The sequence below is a fragment of the Stenotrophomonas sp. C3(2023) genome, assembly GCF_032911385.1.
Taxonomy (GTDB): domain Bacteria; phylum Pseudomonadota; class Gammaproteobacteria; order Xanthomonadales; family Xanthomonadaceae; genus Stenotrophomonas.
Map to the genome: position 1 here is coordinate 2515255 of NZ_JAWJLO010000001.1, position 17623 is coordinate 2532877.

The following is a 17623-nucleotide window of genomic DNA, read 5'->3' on the forward strand; positions in this document are numbered from 1 at the left end:
GGGCTTGCGGGGGTGTGGGAGCCCTGGATGGGCGGACACAAGGCTACATGGATGTACTTGCGCCGTCCCCCGCGAGCCCAACCCGCCCGGCCTCCCCGCAGCCGCCCTTGCCCTTGCCCTTGCCCTTGGCACTGACCCCCAGCCGCAAGGGGCTGCGCCGTTGGCTGGAACACCCTGTTACCCCAACGACACCCTCCCCAGCACACAACGCGTGCGATCCTGACGCCCTGTTTTCTGCCAGCGAGATCGCCCGCATGACCACCCTCATCGCCCCGCGCGTCCATGACATCGGCGGGCTCGAAGTCCGCCGCGCCGTCCCGACCCTGCAGCTGCGCAGCATCGGCTCGTTCGTGTTCGTCGACCAGATGGGGCCGGCCGTGCTGCACCCCGGCCACGGCATCGATGTGCGCCCACATCCGCATATCGGCCTGGCTACCGTCACCTACCTCTGGTCCGGTGCCATCGGTCACCGCGACTCGCTGGGCTCGGACCAGGTCATCCGCCCCGGCGACGTCAACTGGATGACCGCCGGGCGCGGCATCTCCCATTCCGAACGCACGCCACCGCCGGAACGCGCCAGCGGCCATCCCCTGCACGGCATGCAGACCTGGGTGGCGCTGCCTAAGTCCTACGAGGAAGTGGAGCCGGCCTTCCATCACCACACCATGGCCAGCCTGCCCGAACTGCGCCGCGATGGCGCCCGGCTGCGGGTCATCGCCGGGCGGGCCTATGGCATGGAATCGCCGGTACAGGTGTTCGCCGATACGCTCAACGTCGCGGTCGATCTGGAGGCCGACGCGGAGATCGATCTGGATACCGGCCATCGCGAGCGCGCGGTCTACATTCTGGAAGGCCAGGCCCAGCTCGATGGCGTCGACGTGCCCGCCCAGCACCTGGTGGTTCCCGCCGACGGCGCCCGTGGGCGGCTGCGGGCCAGGACGCCGGTCAAGGCGATGCTGCTGGGGGGCGAACCGCTCGACGGGCCGCGTCACCTGTGGTGGAACTTCGTCTCCAGCTCCAAAGAGCGCATCGAGCAGGCCAAGCAGGATTGGGTGGCTGGCAGATTCGGCACGATTTCCGGTGACGATCAGGAGTTCATCCCCCTCCCTGCCCACTGATAGGCCGCGACTCTTTAAAACCGCTTAAGTCGCAGAAATCTCAAATGACGCCGCCTCGAGGTGAGGTCATCATTTGAGTAAACAGCATGAGCATTGGAAAACGGGCGGCTGCCGAGTTCATCGGCACGTTCTGGTTGGTCCTGGGTGGCTGCGGCAGCGCGGTGCTGGCCGCGCAGTTCGGCGGTGAAGGCAACCCGCTGGGCATTGGCCTGGTGGGCGTGTCGCTGGCGTTTGGTCTGACCGTTCTGACCGGCGCGTACGCCTTGGGCCATCTCTCCGGGGCCCATTTCAACCCGGCCGTCAGCCTTGGCCTCTGGGCGGGCGGACGCTTCCCCGCGCGCGACGTGCTGCCCTACATGGTGGCCCAGGTGCTCGGCGGCATCGTCGCTGCCTTCATCGTGCTCCAGATCGCCAAGGGTCAGCCGGGCTTTGCGATCGATGGCAGCCAGGCCGGCGCGTTTGCCAGCAATGGCTACGGCCCGCTGTCGCCCGGCGGCTACAGCGCCGCTTCGGCATTTCTTGTTGAAGTGGTGCTTACCGCAGGCTTCCTGGTGGTCATCATGGGCGTTACCCACGCACGTGCGCCGGTCGGGTTCGCGCCACTGGCGATCGGCTTCGCGCTGACCTTGATCCACCTGATCAGCATTCCGGTCACCAATACGTCGGTCAATCCGGCCCGATCGACCGCCATGGCCGTGTTCAGCGGCAGCGCCGCGCTGGGTCAGCTGTGGCTGTTCTGGGTCGCGCCCCTGCTGGGCGGTCTGATCGGCGGAAGCATCGGGCGCTGGCTGGGTTGCGACAGGCAAAACGGTTTCAGCTGAAACCGCGTTTGTGCGCTCGCTCACGTTCCGTTAAGGTCAGCTACGTCACCGCCGGTCGTGCAGACGGGTCGACGCGGCGCCAGGGGATGGCGGGCGGGCATGACAGCCCGCAACGCGGTCGCCCCCGGCGGGTTCGTCGATCTGCTCACCGGGGGAACCATGAACTACCTGCAGGCTGCGTTGCTTCTTTTTGCTACCACGGCTCTGCCCGCCTTCGGGCAGGCCGGGGTCGCTGCGGGCTGTCCTGGCCTGCCGGCCGACAGCGGCCTGCAATGGACCCAGCAGCAGGCCGCCGGCTTCACGGCGTGCCGCGCCTCAACCGCCGATGGCCGCGAGGTGCTGTCGCTGTTGTTGACCGGCACCGACCCGGGCATCGAACTGCAGCGCGCACTGCGCCAGGAACGCGACGAGTTCGCCGGCCAGCGCTTTTTCTGGTACCAGCCGGACCTGGGCGGGCAGCAGCCGGAAGGCTACGCGCACCGCCGGATCAGTGTGATCCGGTTGGACCGTGACCGCTTCGCCCAGGTGGCGTTGTACCCGGCCAGCGAGCAGGAACGCGACAGCCTGCAGAACCTGCTGCGCGGCGTGCGGCTCACCTCGACCGCCGTGGCGGCAGGCAACTGAGGCCGGCGGGGAACCGGCATGCGCTCCCCGCCGGCGTCATCAGAAGCGGCCTTCCTGGAAGTCGACAAACGCCTGCATCAGCTCCTGCCGGGTGTTCATCACGAACGGCCCGTGGCGCATCACCGGTTCGCGCAGCGGCCGGCCCGCCACCAGGATCAGCCGCGCCCCGCTCGACCCGGCGCGCAGCTGCAACTGCGCACCGCCGCCCAGCACGGCCAGCTGCTGGTGCGCCACCGCACGCGCCTGCTCACCCTCGCCCAGGCTGAGATCGCCCTCGAACACGTAGGCGAACGCGTTGTGGCCCACCGGCAGCGTGTACTGCCACGCCACGTCGGCTCCCAGTTCGATATCCAGATAGACCGGGTCGGTGGCCGGCTGCACGATGGGACCGCGCGTCTGGTCCACCTGTCCGGCGATCACCTTGACCTGCACGCCCGGCGCCGGGCTCAGCTGCGGAATATGGTCCGGGGCGAACTCCTGGTACTTCGGTGCGGTCATCTTGTCGCGCGCCGGCAGGTTCACCCACAGCTGGAACCCGCGCATGCGTCCACTTTCCTGCTCGGGCATTTCCGAATGCACCAGGCCGCGGCCGGCGGTCATCCACTGCACGCTGCCCGGGGTCAGCAGCCCCTCGTTGCCATGGTTGTCCTTGTGCCGCATGCGCCCGTCGAGCATGTAGGTGACCGTTTCGAAGCCCCGGTGCGGGTGGCTGGGAAAGCCGGCCAGGTAGTCCTCGGGCTTGTCGGTGCCGAACTCATCAAGCATCAGGAACGGGTCCAGATCCGGCAGCGAAGGACCGCCGATGACGCGGGTCAGGCGTACGCCGGCCCCGTCGGAGGTGGGCATGCCAGCGACGGTGCGCACGACGTGGGCCGGGTCGGAAGTGCTCATGGAATCTCCGGGATGAGTAACTGCAGTCAAGATGGCGCCTGCCGCATCCCGCACCAAGAGGGCGGATCGCAACCCATTGTTCCAGTCTTGTCGCCGCACCGCTGCCGACGCGGCCAGCGGAGTCGGCGCTGTCGACCCCGCGCAAGGCACGCCACGCCGACGGGAGGTGCCCTCCGGTTACTACCAAAGTACTAGCACTGAAACAGCCCGTTCGCATTGACCCATCCAGGGCAGCGCGGGACTCTTACGTCGTTCTCCGGGAGAGGTCACCTCATGAAAGGGTTTTCCAAGCTGGGCTGGGCGCTGCTCGCACTGCTCGGCGCGTTCTGTCTGGGCACCGTGGCGCTGCGCCGCGGCGAACACATCAACGCGCTGTGGATAGTCGTTGCTGCCGTATCCATCTATCTGATCGCATATCGCTTCTACGGCTTGTTCGTGGCCAACAAGGTCCTCAAGCTGGACCCGACCCGGGCCACGCCTGCGGTGCTCAACAACGACGGCCTGGACTACGTGCCCACCAACAAGCACGTGTTGTTCGGCCACCACTTTGCTGCCATTGCCGGTGCAGGTCCGCTGGTGGGACCGGTGCTGGCCGCGCAGATGGGCTACCTGCCCGGCCTGCTGTGGCTGGTGGTGGGCGTGGTGCTGGCCGGTGCAGTGCAGGACTTCATGATCCTGGTGCTCTCCAGCCGCCGCAACGGCCGCTCGCTCGGTGATCTGGTGCGCGAAGAGATGGGTCGGGTGCCCGGCACCATCGCCCTGTTCGGTGCGTTTTTGATCATGATCATCATCCTGGCGGTGCTGGCGATGGTGGTGGTCAAGGCACTGGCCGAAAGCCCGTGGGGCATGTTCACGGTGATCGCCACGATGCCCATCGCGATCTTCATGGGCATCTACATGCGCTACATCCGCCCGGGAAAGATCGGCGAGATCTCCGTGGTCGGTCTGATTCTGCTGCTGGCCTCGATCTGGTTCGGCGGCCACGTGGCGGCCGACCCGGTGTGGGGCCCGGCGTTCACCTTCACCGCCAAGCAGATCACCTGGATGCTGATCGGCTACGGCTTCGTCGCCTCGGTGCTGCCGGTGTGGCTGCTGCTCGCACCGCGTGACTATCTTTCCACCTTCCTCAAGATCGGCACCATCATCGCGCTGGCGGTGGGCATCCTGATCGTGATGCCGGAGTTGAAGATGCCGGCGCTGACCCAGTTCGCGGCCAGCGGCGACGGTCCGGTCTGGAAGGGCGGCATGTTCCCGTTCCTGTTCATCACCATTGCCTGCGGCGCCGTGTCCGGTTTCCATGCGCTGATCGCCTCGGGCACCTCGCCCAAGCTGCTGGCCAATGAAGCGCACGCGCGTTACATCGGCTATGGCGGCATGCTGATGGAGTCGTTCGTGGCGGTGATGGCCCTGGTGGCCGCATCGATCATCGAGCCGGGCATCTACTTCGCCATGAACAGCCCGGCGGCGGTGATCGGTGCCGATGCGGTCTCGGCCGCGCACTACATCACCAACACCTGGGGCTTTACCATTTCGCCCGAGCAGCTGGAAGCCACCGCCGTGGCCATCGGCGAGCCGACCATCCTGCACCGCGCCGGTGGCGCGCCGACGCTGGCGGTGGGCATCGCGATGATCCTGCACGAAGCGATTCCCAGCGCGGGCGATGCGATGATGGCGTTCTGGTACCACTTCGCGATCCTGTTCGAAGCGCTGTTCATCCTCACCGCGGTGGACGCCGGTACCCGTGCCGGTCGCTTCATGCTGCAGGACCTGCTGGGCAACTTCATCCCGGCGCTGAAGAAGACCGAGTCGTGGGCGGCCAACATCGTGGCCACCGGCGGCTGCGTGGCGCTGTGGGGTTACCTGCTGTACTCGGGTGTGGTCGATCCGTTCGGCGGCATCCAGACCCTGTGGCCGCTGTTCGGCATCTCCAACCAGATGCTGGCCGGCATCGCGCTGATGCTCGGCACCGTGGTGCTGTTCAAGATGAAGCGTGACCGCTACGCCTGGGTCACCGCCGTGCCGGCACTGTGGCTGCTGATCTGCACCACCTACGCCGGCCTGATCAAGATCTTCGACAGCAACCCGGCACAGGGCTTCCTGGCCCAGGCGCACAAGTACCAGGACGCCATCGCCAGCGGCACCATCACCGCCCCGGCCAAGACCGTCGGCCAGATGCAGCAGATCGTGGTCAACGCCTACGTCAATACCAGCCTGACCGTGCTGTTCCTGCTGGTGGTGTTCTCGATCCTGTTCTATGCGCTGAAAACCATTGCCGCGGCCCGCCGCAATCCGCAGCGCACCGACAAGGAGACCGAATACGTGAAGCTGCAGCCGCATCAGATGGCGGACCTGTAATGAGTACGCATCTGGTACCGGTCGGTCAGTACCAGGCCCATCGCCGCCTCTGGCGGCGGCTGGTGCAGACCGCGCGGCTGTGCTGCGGCATCCCGGATTACGACAACTACGTGCGCCATGTGCTGGAAAAGCACCCGGACCGCACGCCGATGGACTACAAGACCTTCTTCCGTGAGCGCCAGGAAGCGCGTTACGGCGGCAGGAACGGCGGGCGCTGCTGCTGAGCGCCCCTTATCGGACGGCGGCGCCTGCGGGCGCCGCCGTTTTTCGTTGTGGTGACCGGCTGCGGCTCAGTGCACGGCAGCGCCTCCAAGAGTGATCGCCGTCAGATCCACCGTGGCGTTGCCCGCCGCGCCTGCCAGCTGCGTGTATGAGCGCCCGCGCTGGATCAGGTAGTAGCTGTCCACGTAGTCATGCTCATCGATGTACCAGTCATCGGGCATCGCCTGCAGGATCGCGTCGGCGATCAGCGTCACCATGCCGATCGTGGGCTGAACCGGCCCGATGACCGTGGTCATCGCCTTGAGCAAGGCGGAGAGCATGACCTTGTAGTTGGTGTTTCCATCCTCTTCGAACAGCTGCACGTTGGCCGCGTCATAACGGTAGTCACCCCAGTGGATCCAGTCCTGCCCAGGGGTATATGCGGTGTTGTCATGATCCAGCCAGGGCATCTCGAACGTCCGCAGCATCGGCGCCTTCCCACCGAGCTGCAGACCCGAGCTCACCGCGAAGATCTCCGCAGCCCCTTTGAGCTCTGGTTCCTGGTCCGCCTTCAGTACGATGCGGTCCAGCCGCGTGGCGTCCAACGATGCAGCGGAGCGCGGGCGCGGCACAGGCTGCAGCCCGTGCGCCTGCAGCCCTGCGTTGACCACCCGCAACCCTTCGCGCAACGCCGCGCGCGTATCGATTTCCACCATCACCAGTGGGAAGGCCGGTCGCAGCGTGCCATCGATCTCCTGCAGCGTCCCGTCCAGCGCCCAGGTCCGCACGCTGCTGAAGTGCCGACGGTCACCGCCGGCGCCAACCGCCAGCCGCAGCTGGGCCGGGTCCAGTGCCGCGGCGTGCACGCCGCGCGGCCTGACCAGACGCGCCTGCAGCAGGGGCACGCCGTCGTCCGGCAGTCCCTTCAGTCGACGCAGCGCGCGCTCGCGCGCATGCAGCTCGCGGCTCACGGCGCTGCGCCCTGCGGGGTCGAGCGAGCGCATGATGACCTGCAAGGGCGCCGCCGCGTGCGGTGCCCGCTGCAGGGTTTCCAGCAGATGCTGCCTGAAATCTGCATCCCGCAGCTGCGGGCCGATCTGTGCTGCTGTCTGCTCGACAAGCGTAGCAACGCCCTGGGGGCTTTCCTCGATGAGGGGGGATGCGGCCATCGGGCTGGCCGCAGCGGCGGCGATGTGCGCTGCGCTGAGCGCGGCGGCGAACAACGAGGCGACAAATGTGCGTTTCATGGTGCATGGCTCCAGACATGCCGGTGAGCGGCGGGTGAGACCTGGCGGCCGATGCCGCAGGTGCTGGAGCGCAACGTAATGTCGCAAGCGGAGCCATCGGCGTGTAGTGCACCGCACTCCACGCACTCAGGGCGAATTTCTGACCTTGAGCAGCGATATTTCCCCAGATGAGCCACTGCGGTCTGGCGGGCGTTGGTTAGATAGACGCCGATTGCATGATGCTGCAGCGTCGGGCCTCCCTGACCTGTGGCCCATGGCGTCAATCGTGAAGCCGGTGTTAATCTCGACCCGCGCCGCTGATAGCGGCGCTTTCTTTTTGCCTTTCGATCGACAGAGGACGCCATGCCGACCGAGCCTGCCACCGCTACTGCCCTGATCAGCAACGATATCGTCGGCCTCGGCCTGATCGCCGCCACCCTGGCATTGATCTTCTGGGCCGCCAGTGGTCCCACCCCGCTGCTGAAGAAGATCTTCGCCTGGGTCCCTGCCCTGCTGCTGTGCTACTTCATCCCCGCCATCTACAACACTGCGGGACTGATCGACGGAACAAACACCTCGCTGTACAACCCGATCGCGCGCGATGTGCTGCTGCCAGCCGCGCTGGTGTTGCTGACCCTGTCGATCGATCTCAAGGGCGTGCTCAAGCTCGGTCCCAAGCTGCTGCTGGTGTTCTGCGCCGGTACGGCAGGCATCATGCTCGGCGCCATTGTCTCCTTCCAGGTGATGAAGCTGATCCACCCGGCCACCGTGGCCGGTGACACGTGGGCCGGCATGGCAGCGCTGGCCGGCAGCTGGATCGGCGGCGGCGCCAACATGGTGGCCATGCGTGAGGTCTTCGGTACCGACGCCACCACGTTCGGCCAGTTCGCCGTGGTCGATGTCGCCTGCGCCAGTCTGTGGATGGCAGTGCTGCTGTTCCTGGCCAACCGCTCCAGCCAGATCGATGCACGCAATGGCGCAGATACCCGCGCCATCGACGAGATGAAGGCACGGATCAGTGCCTATGAATCGCAGAACGCACGCATTCCCAGTCTGACCGACCTGATGGTGATCGTCGGCGTCGCATTGGGTGGGGTCGGTCTGGCCCATGCCATTGCCACGCCCTTGGCCGGCTGGTTCAAGGCCAACGTCAGCTGGGCCAGCCAGTTCAGCCTGGACAGCGCGTTTGTCTGGGTGGTGCTGCTGTCCACCGCGCTGGGCCTGGCGCTGAGCTTCACCCGCGCGCGCCGCCTCGAATCGGCTGGCGCCTCAAGGCTTGGCACGGTGTTCCTGTACTTCCTGATCGCCTGCATCGGCATGCAGATGGACCTGCTGTCGCTGCTTGATCGGCCGTGGCTGTTCCTGCTCGGTATCATCTGGATGGCCACCCATGTGCTGGTGCTGTGGGTGGTGGCCAAGCTGGTGCGCGCGCCGCTGTTCTTCTTCGGCGTCGGCTCGATGGGCAACATCGGTGCGGCCGCTTCGGCGCCGGTGGTCGCCGCCGCGTTCCATCCCAGCCTGGCCCCAGTCGGCGTGCTGCTGGGCACGGTGGGCTATGCCACCGGCACCGGCCTGGCCTATGTCACCGGGCTGATCCTCAAGGCGATGGCCGGCGCGTGATGCGGGTACCGGCCTGAGCGGTGCCGACCACGGTCGGCACCTGTGCAGCAGCAGGACTGAAATCCAGCGTGGCCTCGGTGCCGCGCGGCGACACGGCGGCAAACTGCAGCGTCCAGCCGAGGTGTTCGCACAGCCGCCCGATCAGGTCCAGCCCGATGCCCCCCTGCGCCGTGCGCAGGCCGCGTGCCAGCTGCGCATGCGCACGCGCGATCTCTTCCGGGCTCATGCCGTGGCCAGGATCGCGCACGTGCAGCACGCCCCGCGCATCGAGCACAAGCTCGATGCAGCCGCGGTCACTGTTCTCGATCGCATTGCGCAGCAGGTTGCCTACCGCAGCCTGCACCACGGCCAGCGGCGCCAACAGCTGCAGCGGCTCGGCACGTACCACCACCTGCAGATCCTTGCTGCCCAGCAGATGACGATGATCATCGACGATGCGCGGCAGCAGCTGCTCCAGCGCGATGGGTTCCGAGCGCGCCGCCAGCCGCCCGGGATCGCGCGCCAGCACCAGCAGCAGTTCGATCAGTTCCTCGACATCGGCAGCAGTGCGCTGCGCACGCTGGATCTGCTGCCGCGCCCGTTCCGGCACACCCGGCTGCTCCAACGCAAGCTCGGCCGCGCCGGTGATCACGGCCACGGGCGTACGCAGCTCATGGCTCACCGTGCCGATGAACACCCGCTCGCGCTCGACGAACCGGGCGTTGCGCAGCAGGTAGTCATTGAGCGCGTGGGCAATGGTGTGCAACTCTGAACTGCCACGTGGATCCACCTCCACGCGCTGGCCGGCATCGCCCGGCGTGAGCTGCTCGATATCACGTGAGAGCTGGCTCAAGGGTCGCACCAGCCGGCGCATGCCCAACAGGGCCATCACCACGGTGACGCCGATCATCACCAGCCCGGCCAGCAGCACCCAGCGGGTGGCGAACTGTTCCAGATCGTGGAAGTCGGTGATGTCCAGCGCCAGCGCCACACGTCCCATCGTGGGGGTGTCGCGCACCATCACCGCGGCCTCGCCCGCGCCCAGCTGCACGCCGTCATGCAGGCCCGGGTGCAGCGCACGCAGTGTTGCAGGTGTCGAAGCGGCATCGAAGCGGTACAGGCGCAACGTGTCCGAATCCTGCCAGCGGTAGGCGGCATCCTCGTCAACGTGGGCCAGGATGCTGTCCAGCTCGGAATTGAGCAGCGCACGCCAAGCGGCATGCTCGGCGTGCTCGTGGACGTAGTTGCCCACGCCGAACACTGCCAGTGAAATCAGCGCCAGATAGCCGAGCATCCAGCCCAGCACGTGCCGGTACAGCGGCCGCAGCCTAGCGGCCATGGTCGGCCTCCGGCGCGGGGTCCGCCGCCGCCAGCCGGTAACCCACCCGCGGCAGGGTGTGCACCAGCTTCTGCGCGAACGGTCCATCGACACTGCGACGCAGCTCGTAGACATGCGAGCGCAGCAGGTCACCGTCGGGCAGGTCGTCGCCCCACAACGCGAACTCCAGCTGCTGCCGGGTCACAGCCCCCGGGCTGGCCCGCATCAATACCTCCAGCAGCTTGCGGCAGGCCGGGTACAGGTGCAGCACCTGGCCGCCGCGCTGGGCCTCCAGCGTCGCCAGGTCCAGCACCAGGTCGGCCACCTGCAGGCGCCGCCGCGGGTTGCGGCCGCGCGCGCGCAGCAGCAGTGCTTCCAGCCGCACCTCCAGTTCGGGCAGGGCGAACGGTTTGGTCAGGTAGTCGTCGGCCCCCGCGCGGAAGCCGGTGATCTTGTCCGGCAGCTCGTCGCGTGCGGTCAGCATGATCACCGGCACCTCCGAAGCGTGCTCGGCACGCAGCCGGCGCAATACCTCCGGCCCCTCCATGCGCGGCAGCATCCAGTCCAGGATGATCGCGTCGTAGGGCTGGCACACCGCCAGATGCAGACCGGTGATTCCATCGGGCGCGACATCCAGCACATGACCGCGGGCTTCGAAATAATCGAACAGGTTGGCCACCAGCTGACGGTTGTCTTCGATCACCAGCAAGCGCATCGCGCACTCCTTCTCATGGCCGGGTCATGGTAACGCCGCGCACGTCGGAAACACGTCGGACGCCGCGCCCGGCCGGCGTCGGCACAGAGCGGTTTCTGCGCCGGATGCCGTGTCTGGCCCAGACACGGACGCAGAGCAGCGCGCGCGGCCACCGCGCCTTCCAAGCCCATGCCCTGTCGCAGCCGCCGTCCGAGGCCGCAGGGACGCGGCTGCGGGCACCCTGCCGAGCCAGGCTGAACCCGCTGCAGCGCTTAACCGGCAGCGAACGCGCGTCCGACTCTTCTCCGACACGCCGCTGCCCAGCATCGTCAGCCTCTCCGGTCCATTCCTTTGCGCATGCGCCCCCTGCTTCAGTTTTCTTACCGCTGCCGCCTGGCCGCACCAATGAGCGATCCGCTGCTGTGGCTGCCCCTGGCGATCGCCATTCCCGTGTTCGCGCTGCTGATGTTCGGCGGCGGCGACCGTTGGCTGGCCGATCTGCTGTTCCGCTGGGAGGGCGGCCGCTGGGCCCTGCAGAACGCCTGGCTGACCAGCACCGTGCTGCACAAGGGCGGCAAGTGGCTCAGTGTCGCGGCCAGCGTCACGTTGCTGGCCATCTGCCTCGCCCAGTGGTGGCGTGGTGGCGACCGGCGGCTGCGCTGGACCCTGCTGTATCTGGTGGTCTGCGTGGCGGTGGCCACCGGTCTGATTTCGGTGTTGAAGACCCTGCTGCCGATGGACTGCCCTTGGGACCTGCTGCGTTACGGCGGCAGCCGGGGCTTCATCGGCCTGCTGCAGCAGCGTCCGGCCGACTGGCCGCGTACGGCGTGCTTTCCGGCCGGCCATGCCAGTGCTGGCTATGCCTGGCTGTGCCTGTACTTCGGCGCAAGGCTGTGGCGTCCGCGCTGGCGCATCGCCGGGCTGTGGATCGGGCTCGGCAGTGGGCTGCTGTTCGGCGTGGCCCAACAGCTGCGAGGCGCGCACTTTCTATCTCACGACATCGCCACCGCCGCGCTGTGCTGGCTGCTCGCCGTGACGCTTTATCTCCCTGTCCGCTGTCACCTCGATGGCTCCCGCCCGCCGCAGGCCCACGCATGAATGCTTCACTCCACCGCCCATGGTCCGTTGCAACGACGCTGAGCGCCGCCTGGCGCACCGCGCTGCGCTGGCGCCCCGTCATGAGCAGCGGCACGCTGGTGCTGTTGCTGAGCGCGTGGTTCGCGCTGGCCGACAATGGCCTGTTCTGGCAGAGCGCTATGGCCAGCCATCCCGGCAGCCTGCGCTACGCGCTTTCGTTGCTGCTGGTGCTGCTGGGCGGGCACGGCGTGCTGCTGGGGCTGCTGGTCTGGCGCTGGAATGCCCGGGCGCTCGGCAGCGTGCTGCTGCTGGTCAGCGCCTTGGCCGCGCATTTCATGGGCCGCTACCACATCTATCTGGATGCGGACATGCTGCGCAACGTGCTGGCCACCGACCCCAAGGAAAGCGGCGAGCTGCTGACCCCCTCGCTGATCTGGCCGCTGCTGCTGGCGGCGCTCCCGATTACCGTGCTGTGGCGTGTGCAGCTGCGCCGACAGCGCTGGTCAAGCGCCCTGCTCAGGCGTGGCCTGTTGCTGCTGCTGGCCGCGCTCACCGCGCTCGGTGGCGCCCTGCTGTCCTTCCAGGATGTCTCGGCACTGATGCGCAACCAACGCGAGGTGCGTTACCTGGCCACACCCGGCAACCTGCTGCTCGGCCTGCCGCGTGCGCTGCGCAACCAAACGCCGGCGGCGCGCGCGCCGAAGCTGCCACTGGGGCTGGATGCCCACGTCACGGGGCGCGCAGCGGGCAGCCGCCCGCGTCTGCTGGTCATCGTGATGGGCGAGACCGTGCGCGCGCAGAACTGGGGCCTCAATGGCGGCCGCAACACCACGCCGGAGCTGGCCCAGGCGGACGTGATCAACTTCCCCGACATGCATTCCTGCGGTACCAGCACCGAGGTCTCGCTGCCCTGCCTGTTCTCGCCATGGGGACGGCATGACTACGACGAAAAGAAGATCCGCGCGCATCAGTCGCTGCTGCACGTGCTTGAGCACGCGGGCATCAGCACGTTGTGGCGCGACAACCAGTCCGGCTGCAAGGGTGTATGCGAAGGACTGACGATGCAGTCACTGGCCGATGCCACCACCCCATCGCTATGTGCCAACGGCCGTTGCATGGACGAGATCCTGCTGCAGGATCTACCGGCGCAGGTCCGCGCACGGCCGGGCGATCGCGTGGTGGTGCTGCATCAGCTCGGCAACCATGGCCCGGCTTACTTCGAACGCTACCCGTCCACGTTCCGCCACTTCAGCCCGACGTGCGATACGCGCGACCTGGGACGTTGCACGCGCGAGCAGATCGTCAACAGTTACGACAATGCCGTGCGCTACACCGACCATGTGCTGGCACGCACCATCGGCACCCTCAAGGGCATGGAAGACTACGACACCGCCATGATCTACCTGTCCGACCATGGCGAATCGCTGGGCGAGAAAGGCCTGTATCTGCACGGCGTTCCTTATGCGATCGCCCCGCAGGAACAGACCCGCGTGCCGATGGTGATGTGGTTTTCGCCCGGTTTCGTGGCCTCGCGCGGGCTGGATACCGCGTGTGTGCAGCAGCGGGCGGCGCAGTACACCGACCATGACAACATCTTCCCGTCGGTACTCGGGCTGCTGCAGGTCCGTACGGCACTTTACGAGCGGCAGCGCGATCTGTTTGCCGGCTGCGGCGGCTGATGACGGGTGGCGGGCCGCGCTTCGCGCGTGTGACGACCAACGGTCGTCACCTACCGACGCCCGGCGCTACCCGGGCGCGGCCGCGCCAGTAAAGGTCGTCATCCCTCCAGGCCTTGGCCACTTGCAGGGAAGCGCGAGCGCCACTAGCCTTCAGCGGTCGTTCACCACCCAAGGACACCCCGTGAAGCATCGTCATCTCCTGCTGGCATCGGCCATCGCCGTGGCCACGCTGTCGTTGGCCGCATGCAAGAAGGAACCGTCGCCGGACGCCGGCAGCCCTTCGAGCAGCGCCGTCGCCAACGAAACCGCCGACCAGTTCGTGGCCCGCATCAATGCCGAGTACAAGGCCGCCTACCCGGAGATGACCTCGGCGCAGTGGCTGTCCTCCACCTACATCAACAGTGACTCCGAGCGCGTCGCCGCCAAGGCCAACGAGCGCTGGTTGACCATGCTCAACGGGTGGATCGAACAGGCGGCACGCTTCGACGGCCAGCAGATGTCCGATGACAGCCGCCGCGCGCTGACCCTGCTCAAGCTGATGTCTTCCATGCCGGCCCCGCGCGACCCGGCCAAGCTGAGCCAGCTGACCCAGATCGCGACCCGCATGGAAGGCAGCTACGGCGCCGGACGCTACTGTACTGATGCAAGCAACCCCGACACCTGCCGTCAGCTCGGCGATCTGGAGCAGGTGCTCGCAAACAGCCGTGACTATGACAAGCAGCTTGATGCGTGGCAGGGCTGGCACGGCACCACCAAAGCCATGCGCGCCGACTACCAGCAGTTCGTCAGCCTGGTCAACGAGGGCGCCAAGGGCATGGGCTTTGCCGATGCCGGCCAGATGTGGCGCAGCGGCTACGACATGCCGGCCGAGCAGCTGGGCCCGGAAACCGACCGCCTCTGGGAGCAGGTCAAGCCCATGTACGAGCAGCTGCACTGCTACGCACGCGGCAAGCTGGACGCCACCTACGGCAAGGACAAGGCCGAGGTGGGCAACGGTCTGATCGCCGCGCACCTGCTGGGCAACATGTGGCAGCAGGATTGGTCCAATCTGTGGGACCAGCTGGAGCCCTACCCCGGCGTCGGCAGCCTGGACATCACCGCCGCGCTGGAAAAGCAGTACCAGACCAACCTGAGCGCTGCGCTGGCCCGCGCCGGCGGCAGCACGAACGTCGAGGGCCTGTACCGCGCGCAGCGTGACGCCGAACTGCGCACCGCCCGGCAGATGACCGAACGGGCGCAGGACTTCTACGTTTCGCTGGGCATGCCGGAACTGCCGAAGTCGTACTGGGAAAAGACCCAGTTCATCAAGCCCAATGACCGCGACGTGGTCTGCCACGCCAGCGCGTGGGACATGAACATGGACGGCGACGTGCGCACCAAGATGTGCATCAAGCCGAACGAAGAGAACTTCACCACGATCTACCATGAGCTGGGGCACATCTATTACGACCTGGCCTACAACCCGCTGCCGCCGATGTTCCAGGGTGGCGCCAATGATGGTTTCCACGAAGCGATCGGCGACACCATCGTGCTGGCGATGACGCCGAAGTACCTCAGCTCGATCGGCCTGGTCGACGCGCCGAGCGAAAGCCGCGAAGCGGTGATCAACAACCAGATGCGCATGGCGTTGTCGGGGGTGTCCTTCCTGCCGTTCGGCCTGATGATCGACCGTTGGCGCTGGGGTGTGTTCGATGGCTCGATCACGCCGGACAACTACAACAAGGCCTGGTGGGAACTGAAGGCGCGCTACCAGGGCGTCGCCCCGGCCAGCGAGCGTGGCGAGGAGTTCTTCGACCCGGGTGCCAAGTACCACGTGCCCGGCAACACGCCCTACACCCGCTACTTCCTGGCGCGGATCCTGCAGTTCCAGTTCTACAAGGGGCTGTGCGACGCCGCCGGCTACACCGGTCCGCTGCACGAGTGCAGCTTCTACGGCAACAAGGCAGCCGGGCAGAAGTTCTGGGCGATGCTGAGCAAGGGCGCCAGCCAGCCGTGGCAGGCCACGCTGAAGGAGCTGACCGGCACCGACAGGCTCGACGCCGGCCCGATGATCGAGTACTTCACCCCGGTCAACGAGTGGCTAAAGCAGCAGAACCAGGGTCAGATGTGCGGCTGGCAGGCCAGCGCCGCAGCTCCGGCAGCACCGGCAGCACCGTGACATCAGGGGCGGATCGGCAACGGTCCGCCCCGCCACCCCGGGCAGCCGGGCATCGCCCGGCCCTGCCCACCGGCGGCAGCCGGCGCACGGCGTCGCCGCGCTGCTTCAGCCCGCTTTGTGCGCGGCCATCGCGGCGGCCAGCTCGGCCTTGAACTCGTCGAACGTCTGCCCCTTGGCCTTCGCTTCGGCCTCAGCGGCATCGCGCAGCGCGTCGGAGTACGCCAGCCGCACCGGTGTGCCCTGCCGCTCGTGCAGCTCGCCGGCCTGCATGATCAGCGCCAGTACCTGGGCGGCGCTTTCCGACTGCCCGGCGATGCGGCCATCCATGCCCAGCACCCATTCGCCGTCGCGACGCACAACACCGGCCAGCAGGGTCCGTGCCTGATCACGCAGCTCGGCATGCGGCTCCACCGGCGATGCGTTGGCCTTGGCCTTGTTGGCGGCGATCTGTTCGTTGCGGCGACGCAGGTCGCGGCGCAGTTTGGAGGTAGTCGACATCGTCAGACCAGGGCAGTGGGGGCGCAAGGATAACGCAGGGCAGACACGGCAGGCGTGCAGGGATGCCACTCAGGCCTTGAGCGAACGGCGGTGCTCCCAGTACCAGAAGGCAAAACCGGCGGCGAAAAACGCGGCCTGGCCCAGCGCCAGATGCAGCGGACTGCTGTTGAGCAGCGGCGAGAACACGCCGGCCACCAGGGTGCTGGCCATCAGCTGCAGGAACGCCTGCAGCGACGATGCCAGCCCGCGCTGGTGCGGGTACATGTCCAGCACGGCCAGCGCCAGGACCGGGAAGATCAGCGCCATGCCGAGACCGCCGAGGAAGATCGGCAGCACCGCCCAGGGCAGCACCAGCTGCTCGACCGAACTGACATAGGCAATGTTGAGTAGTGCCGACAGCGCGCAGCAGATGAAGCCGATGCTGACCTGGCGGGTGGGGGTGGTGCGCCCGGCCATGCGCCCGGACAGGAACGAGCCGGCGGTCATGCCGCCGATGGTCGGGATGAACAGCCAGGCAAACCCACCCTCGCCCAGCCGCAGGTGCTGCATCACGTAGGACGGTGCCGAGGAAATGTAGAGGAAGATGCCGCCGAAATTGATGCTGCCAGCCAGTGCCAGACGCATGAAACGCGCATTGCGCGCAATGCGCAGGTAATCGCGCACCAGGCTGCGCGGCGACAGCGTGACCCGCGCCTCCGGCGGGTGGGTTTCGGGCAGGAAGCGGGCGGTGGCCACCAGCAGCACCAGCGAGAACACCACCAGGAACCAGAAGATCAACGGCCAGCCGGCGCCGCTGAGCAGAATCCAGCCCCCGATGATCGGAGCGATCGCCGGGGCGATGCCGAAGATCATTGAAACCTGGCTCATCAGCCGCTGCGCGTCGTCGCCGTGGTACAGATCGCGGATCACCGCACGGCCGACGATCATGCCCACACCGGCCGACACGCCCTGCAGTGCGCGGAACACCAGCAGGGTGCCCAGATCGGTGGACAGTGCGCAGCCCACCGAGGCACCGACAAACACCGCCAGCCCGGCCAGGATCACCCGCTTGCGGCCCAGCGCGTCGGACAGCGGACCGTGGGCCAGGCTCATCAGGCCGTAGAACAGCAGGTAGATGCTGACGGTCTGCTGGACGGCCACCTCGTCCACCGCCAGGCGCTGGGCCAGCTGCGGGAAGGCCGGGAAGATGGTGTCGATGGAGAACGGACCGAACATTGCCAGGCCGGCCAGCAGCAGCGCGAGACGACGGGTCGATGGGGAGGCGGCGGTCATGAGAGAGTCCGGGCAGCGCGCGACAAACGCAGCAGGCACCGCGCTCACTGCCCTGCAGGGCATCGAGGCGGCGCCAGATGAATAGGAGAATG

Annotated in this window: 15 protein-coding genes; 9 read left to right on the forward strand and 6 right to left on the reverse strand. The window is 67.1% G+C overall.

Annotated elements, in window-relative coordinates; all coding sequences use genetic code 11:
- The first annotated feature begins 254 nt into the window (after window positions 1-254).
- The 3 genes from RZA67_RS11300 (at window position 255) to RZA67_RS11310 (ending at window position 2563) form a co-directional block, all read left to right on the forward strand.
- The gene (locus RZA67_RS11300; RefSeq protein ID WP_317212840.1) at window positions 255-1118 is read left to right on the forward strand and encodes a pirin family protein; all 864 of its coding nucleotides are present in this window, start codon (window positions 255-257) and stop codon (window positions 1116-1118) included.
- 86 nt (window positions 1119-1204) lie between these two features.
- Window positions 1205-1939, forward strand: coding sequence for an aquaporin Z (gene aqpZ / locus RZA67_RS11305; RefSeq protein ID WP_317212841.1), 735 nt, complete (start codon window positions 1205-1207; stop codon window positions 1937-1939).
- A 99-nt stretch (window positions 1940-2038) separates the two neighbouring features.
- Window positions 2039-2563, forward strand: a complete 525-nt coding sequence (locus RZA67_RS11310) for a hypothetical protein (protein WP_317212842.1) — start codon at window positions 2039-2041, stop codon at window positions 2561-2563.
- A 39-nt stretch (window positions 2564-2602) separates the two neighbouring features.
- Here RZA67_RS11310 and RZA67_RS11315 read toward each other — a convergent pair whose 3' ends face one another.
- Window positions 2603-3454, reverse strand: coding sequence for a pirin family protein (locus tag RZA67_RS11315; protein ID WP_317212843.1), 852 nt, complete (start codon window positions 3452-3454; stop codon window positions 2603-2605).
- Window positions 3455-3727: 273 nt separating this feature from the next.
- On the opposite strand from RZA67_RS11315, the gene RZA67_RS11320 reads away from it, so the two are divergent.
- Both RZA67_RS11320 and RZA67_RS11325 read left to right on the forward strand, forming a co-directional pair.
- Complete coding sequence (locus RZA67_RS11320) at window positions 3728-5809, forward strand: carbon starvation CstA family protein (protein WP_317212844.1); 2082 nt, start codon at window positions 3728-3730, stop codon at window positions 5807-5809.
- Window positions 5809-6033: a CstA-like transporter-associated (seleno)protein gene (locus tag RZA67_RS11325; protein ID WP_317212845.1), complete on the forward strand. Its 225-nt coding sequence runs from the start codon at window positions 5809-5811 to the stop codon at window positions 6031-6033. Before RZA67_RS11320 ends, RZA67_RS11325 begins: the two co-directional genes overlap by 1 nt.
- Before the next feature lie 66 nt (window positions 6034-6099).
- On the opposite strand, the gene RZA67_RS11330 is transcribed toward RZA67_RS11325, so the two are convergent.
- The gene (locus RZA67_RS11330; RefSeq protein ID WP_317212846.1) at window positions 6100-7257 is read right to left on the reverse strand and encodes a DUF3103 family protein; all 1158 of its coding nucleotides are present in this window, start codon (window positions 7255-7257) and stop codon (window positions 6100-6102) included.
- A 342-nt stretch (window positions 7258-7599) separates the two neighbouring features.
- Between RZA67_RS11330 and RZA67_RS11335 the strand changes: the two genes are divergently transcribed.
- Entirely contained in the window at window positions 7600-8856 is a 1257-nt protein-coding gene (locus RZA67_RS11335; RefSeq protein WP_317212847.1) for a DUF819 family protein, read from the forward strand.
- Here RZA67_RS11335 and RZA67_RS11340 read toward each other — a convergent pair.
- Window positions 8834-10174 carry a HAMP domain-containing sensor histidine kinase gene (locus RZA67_RS11340; RefSeq protein ID WP_317212848.1) on the reverse strand — a complete coding sequence of 447 codons (1341 nt, stop codon included), beginning with the start codon at window positions 10172-10174 and terminating at the stop codon, window positions 8834-8836. The genes RZA67_RS11335 and RZA67_RS11340 overlap by 23 nt on opposite strands.
- A complete protein-coding gene (locus RZA67_RS11345; RefSeq protein WP_317212849.1) occupies window positions 10164-10868 on the reverse strand; it encodes a response regulator transcription factor in 705 nt (234 codons plus the stop codon). Before RZA67_RS11345 ends, RZA67_RS11340 begins: the two co-directional genes overlap by 11 nt.
- Window positions 10869-11252: 384 nt before the next feature.
- Between RZA67_RS11345 and RZA67_RS11350 the strand changes: the two genes are divergently transcribed.
- The 3 genes from RZA67_RS11350 (at window position 11253) to RZA67_RS11360 (ending at window position 15761) form a co-directional block, all read left to right on the forward strand.
- Window positions 11253-11945, forward strand: a complete 693-nt coding sequence (locus RZA67_RS11350; protein ID WP_317212850.1) for a phosphatase PAP2 family protein — start codon at window positions 11253-11255, stop codon at window positions 11943-11945.
- 80 nt (window positions 11946-12025) lie between these two features.
- On the forward strand, window positions 12026-13603 hold the full coding sequence (locus RZA67_RS11355) for a phosphoethanolamine--lipid A transferase (protein ID WP_317214001.1): 1578 nt from the start codon (window positions 12026-12028) through the stop codon (window positions 13601-13603).
- A gap of 181 nt (window positions 13604-13784) precedes the next feature.
- A complete protein-coding gene (locus RZA67_RS11360) occupies window positions 13785-15761 on the forward strand; it encodes a M2 family metallopeptidase (protein ID WP_317212851.1) in 1977 nt (658 codons plus the stop codon).
- 105 nt (window positions 15762-15866) lie between these two features.
- On the opposite strand, the gene RZA67_RS11365 is transcribed toward RZA67_RS11360, so the two are convergent.
- Both RZA67_RS11365 and RZA67_RS11370 read right to left on the reverse strand, forming a co-directional pair.
- Window positions 15867-16259 carry a hypothetical protein gene (locus RZA67_RS11365; RefSeq protein ID WP_317212852.1) on the reverse strand — a complete coding sequence of 131 codons (393 nt, stop codon included), beginning with the start codon at window positions 16257-16259 and terminating at the stop codon, window positions 15867-15869.
- A gap of 69 nt (window positions 16260-16328) precedes the next feature.
- On the reverse strand, window positions 16329-17531 hold the full coding sequence (locus RZA67_RS11370; RefSeq protein WP_317212853.1) for a multidrug effflux MFS transporter: 1203 nt from the start codon (window positions 17529-17531) through the stop codon (window positions 16329-16331).
- Between the last annotated feature and the right edge of the window lie 92 nt (window positions 17532-17623).

Bases quoted from the DNA above. Each gene is read 5' to 3' on its own strand.
- RZA67_RS11300 (WP_317212840.1), top strand. From the start codon at position 255: ATGACCACCCTCATCGCCCCGCGCGTCCATGACATCGGCGGGCTCGAA.
- aqpZ (WP_317212841.1), top strand. From the start codon at position 1,205: ATGAGCATTGGAAAACGGGCGGCTGCCGAGTTCATCGGCACGTTCTGG.
- RZA67_RS11310 (WP_317212842.1), top strand. From the start codon at position 2,039: ATGACAGCCCGCAACGCGGTCGCCCCCGGCGGGTTCGTCGATCTGCTC.
- RZA67_RS11315 (WP_317212843.1), bottom strand. From the start codon at position 3,454: ATGAGCACTTCCGACCCGGCCCACGTCGTGCGCACCGTCGCTGGCATG.
- RZA67_RS11320 (WP_317212844.1), top strand. From the start codon at position 3,728: ATGAAAGGGTTTTCCAAGCTGGGCTGGGCGCTGCTCGCACTGCTCGGC.
- RZA67_RS11325 (WP_317212845.1), top strand. From the start codon at position 5,809: ATGAGTACGCATCTGGTACCGGTCGGTCAGTACCAGGCCCATCGCCGC.
- RZA67_RS11330 (WP_317212846.1), bottom strand. From the start codon at position 7,257: ATGAAACGCACATTTGTCGCCTCGTTGTTCGCCGCCGCGCTCAGCGCA.
- RZA67_RS11335 (WP_317212847.1), top strand. From the start codon at position 7,600: ATGCCGACCGAGCCTGCCACCGCTACTGCCCTGATCAGCAACGATATC.
- RZA67_RS11340 (WP_317212848.1), bottom strand. From the start codon at position 10,174: ATGGCCGCTAGGCTGCGGCCGCTGTACCGGCACGTGCTGGGCTGGATG.
- RZA67_RS11345 (WP_317212849.1), bottom strand. From the start codon at position 10,868: ATGCGCTTGCTGGTGATCGAAGACAACCGTCAGCTGGTGGCCAACCTG.
- RZA67_RS11350 (WP_317212850.1), top strand. From the start codon at position 11,253: ATGAGCGATCCGCTGCTGTGGCTGCCCCTGGCGATCGCCATTCCCGTG.
- RZA67_RS11355 (WP_317214001.1), top strand. From the start codon at position 12,026: ATGAGCAGCGGCACGCTGGTGCTGTTGCTGAGCGCGTGGTTCGCGCTG.
- RZA67_RS11365 (WP_317212852.1), bottom strand. From the start codon at position 16,259: ATGTCGACTACCTCCAAACTGCGCCGCGACCTGCGTCGCCGCAACGAA.
- RZA67_RS11370 (WP_317212853.1), bottom strand. From the start codon at position 17,531: ATGACCGCCGCCTCCCCATCGACCCGTCGTCTCGCGCTGCTGCTGGCC.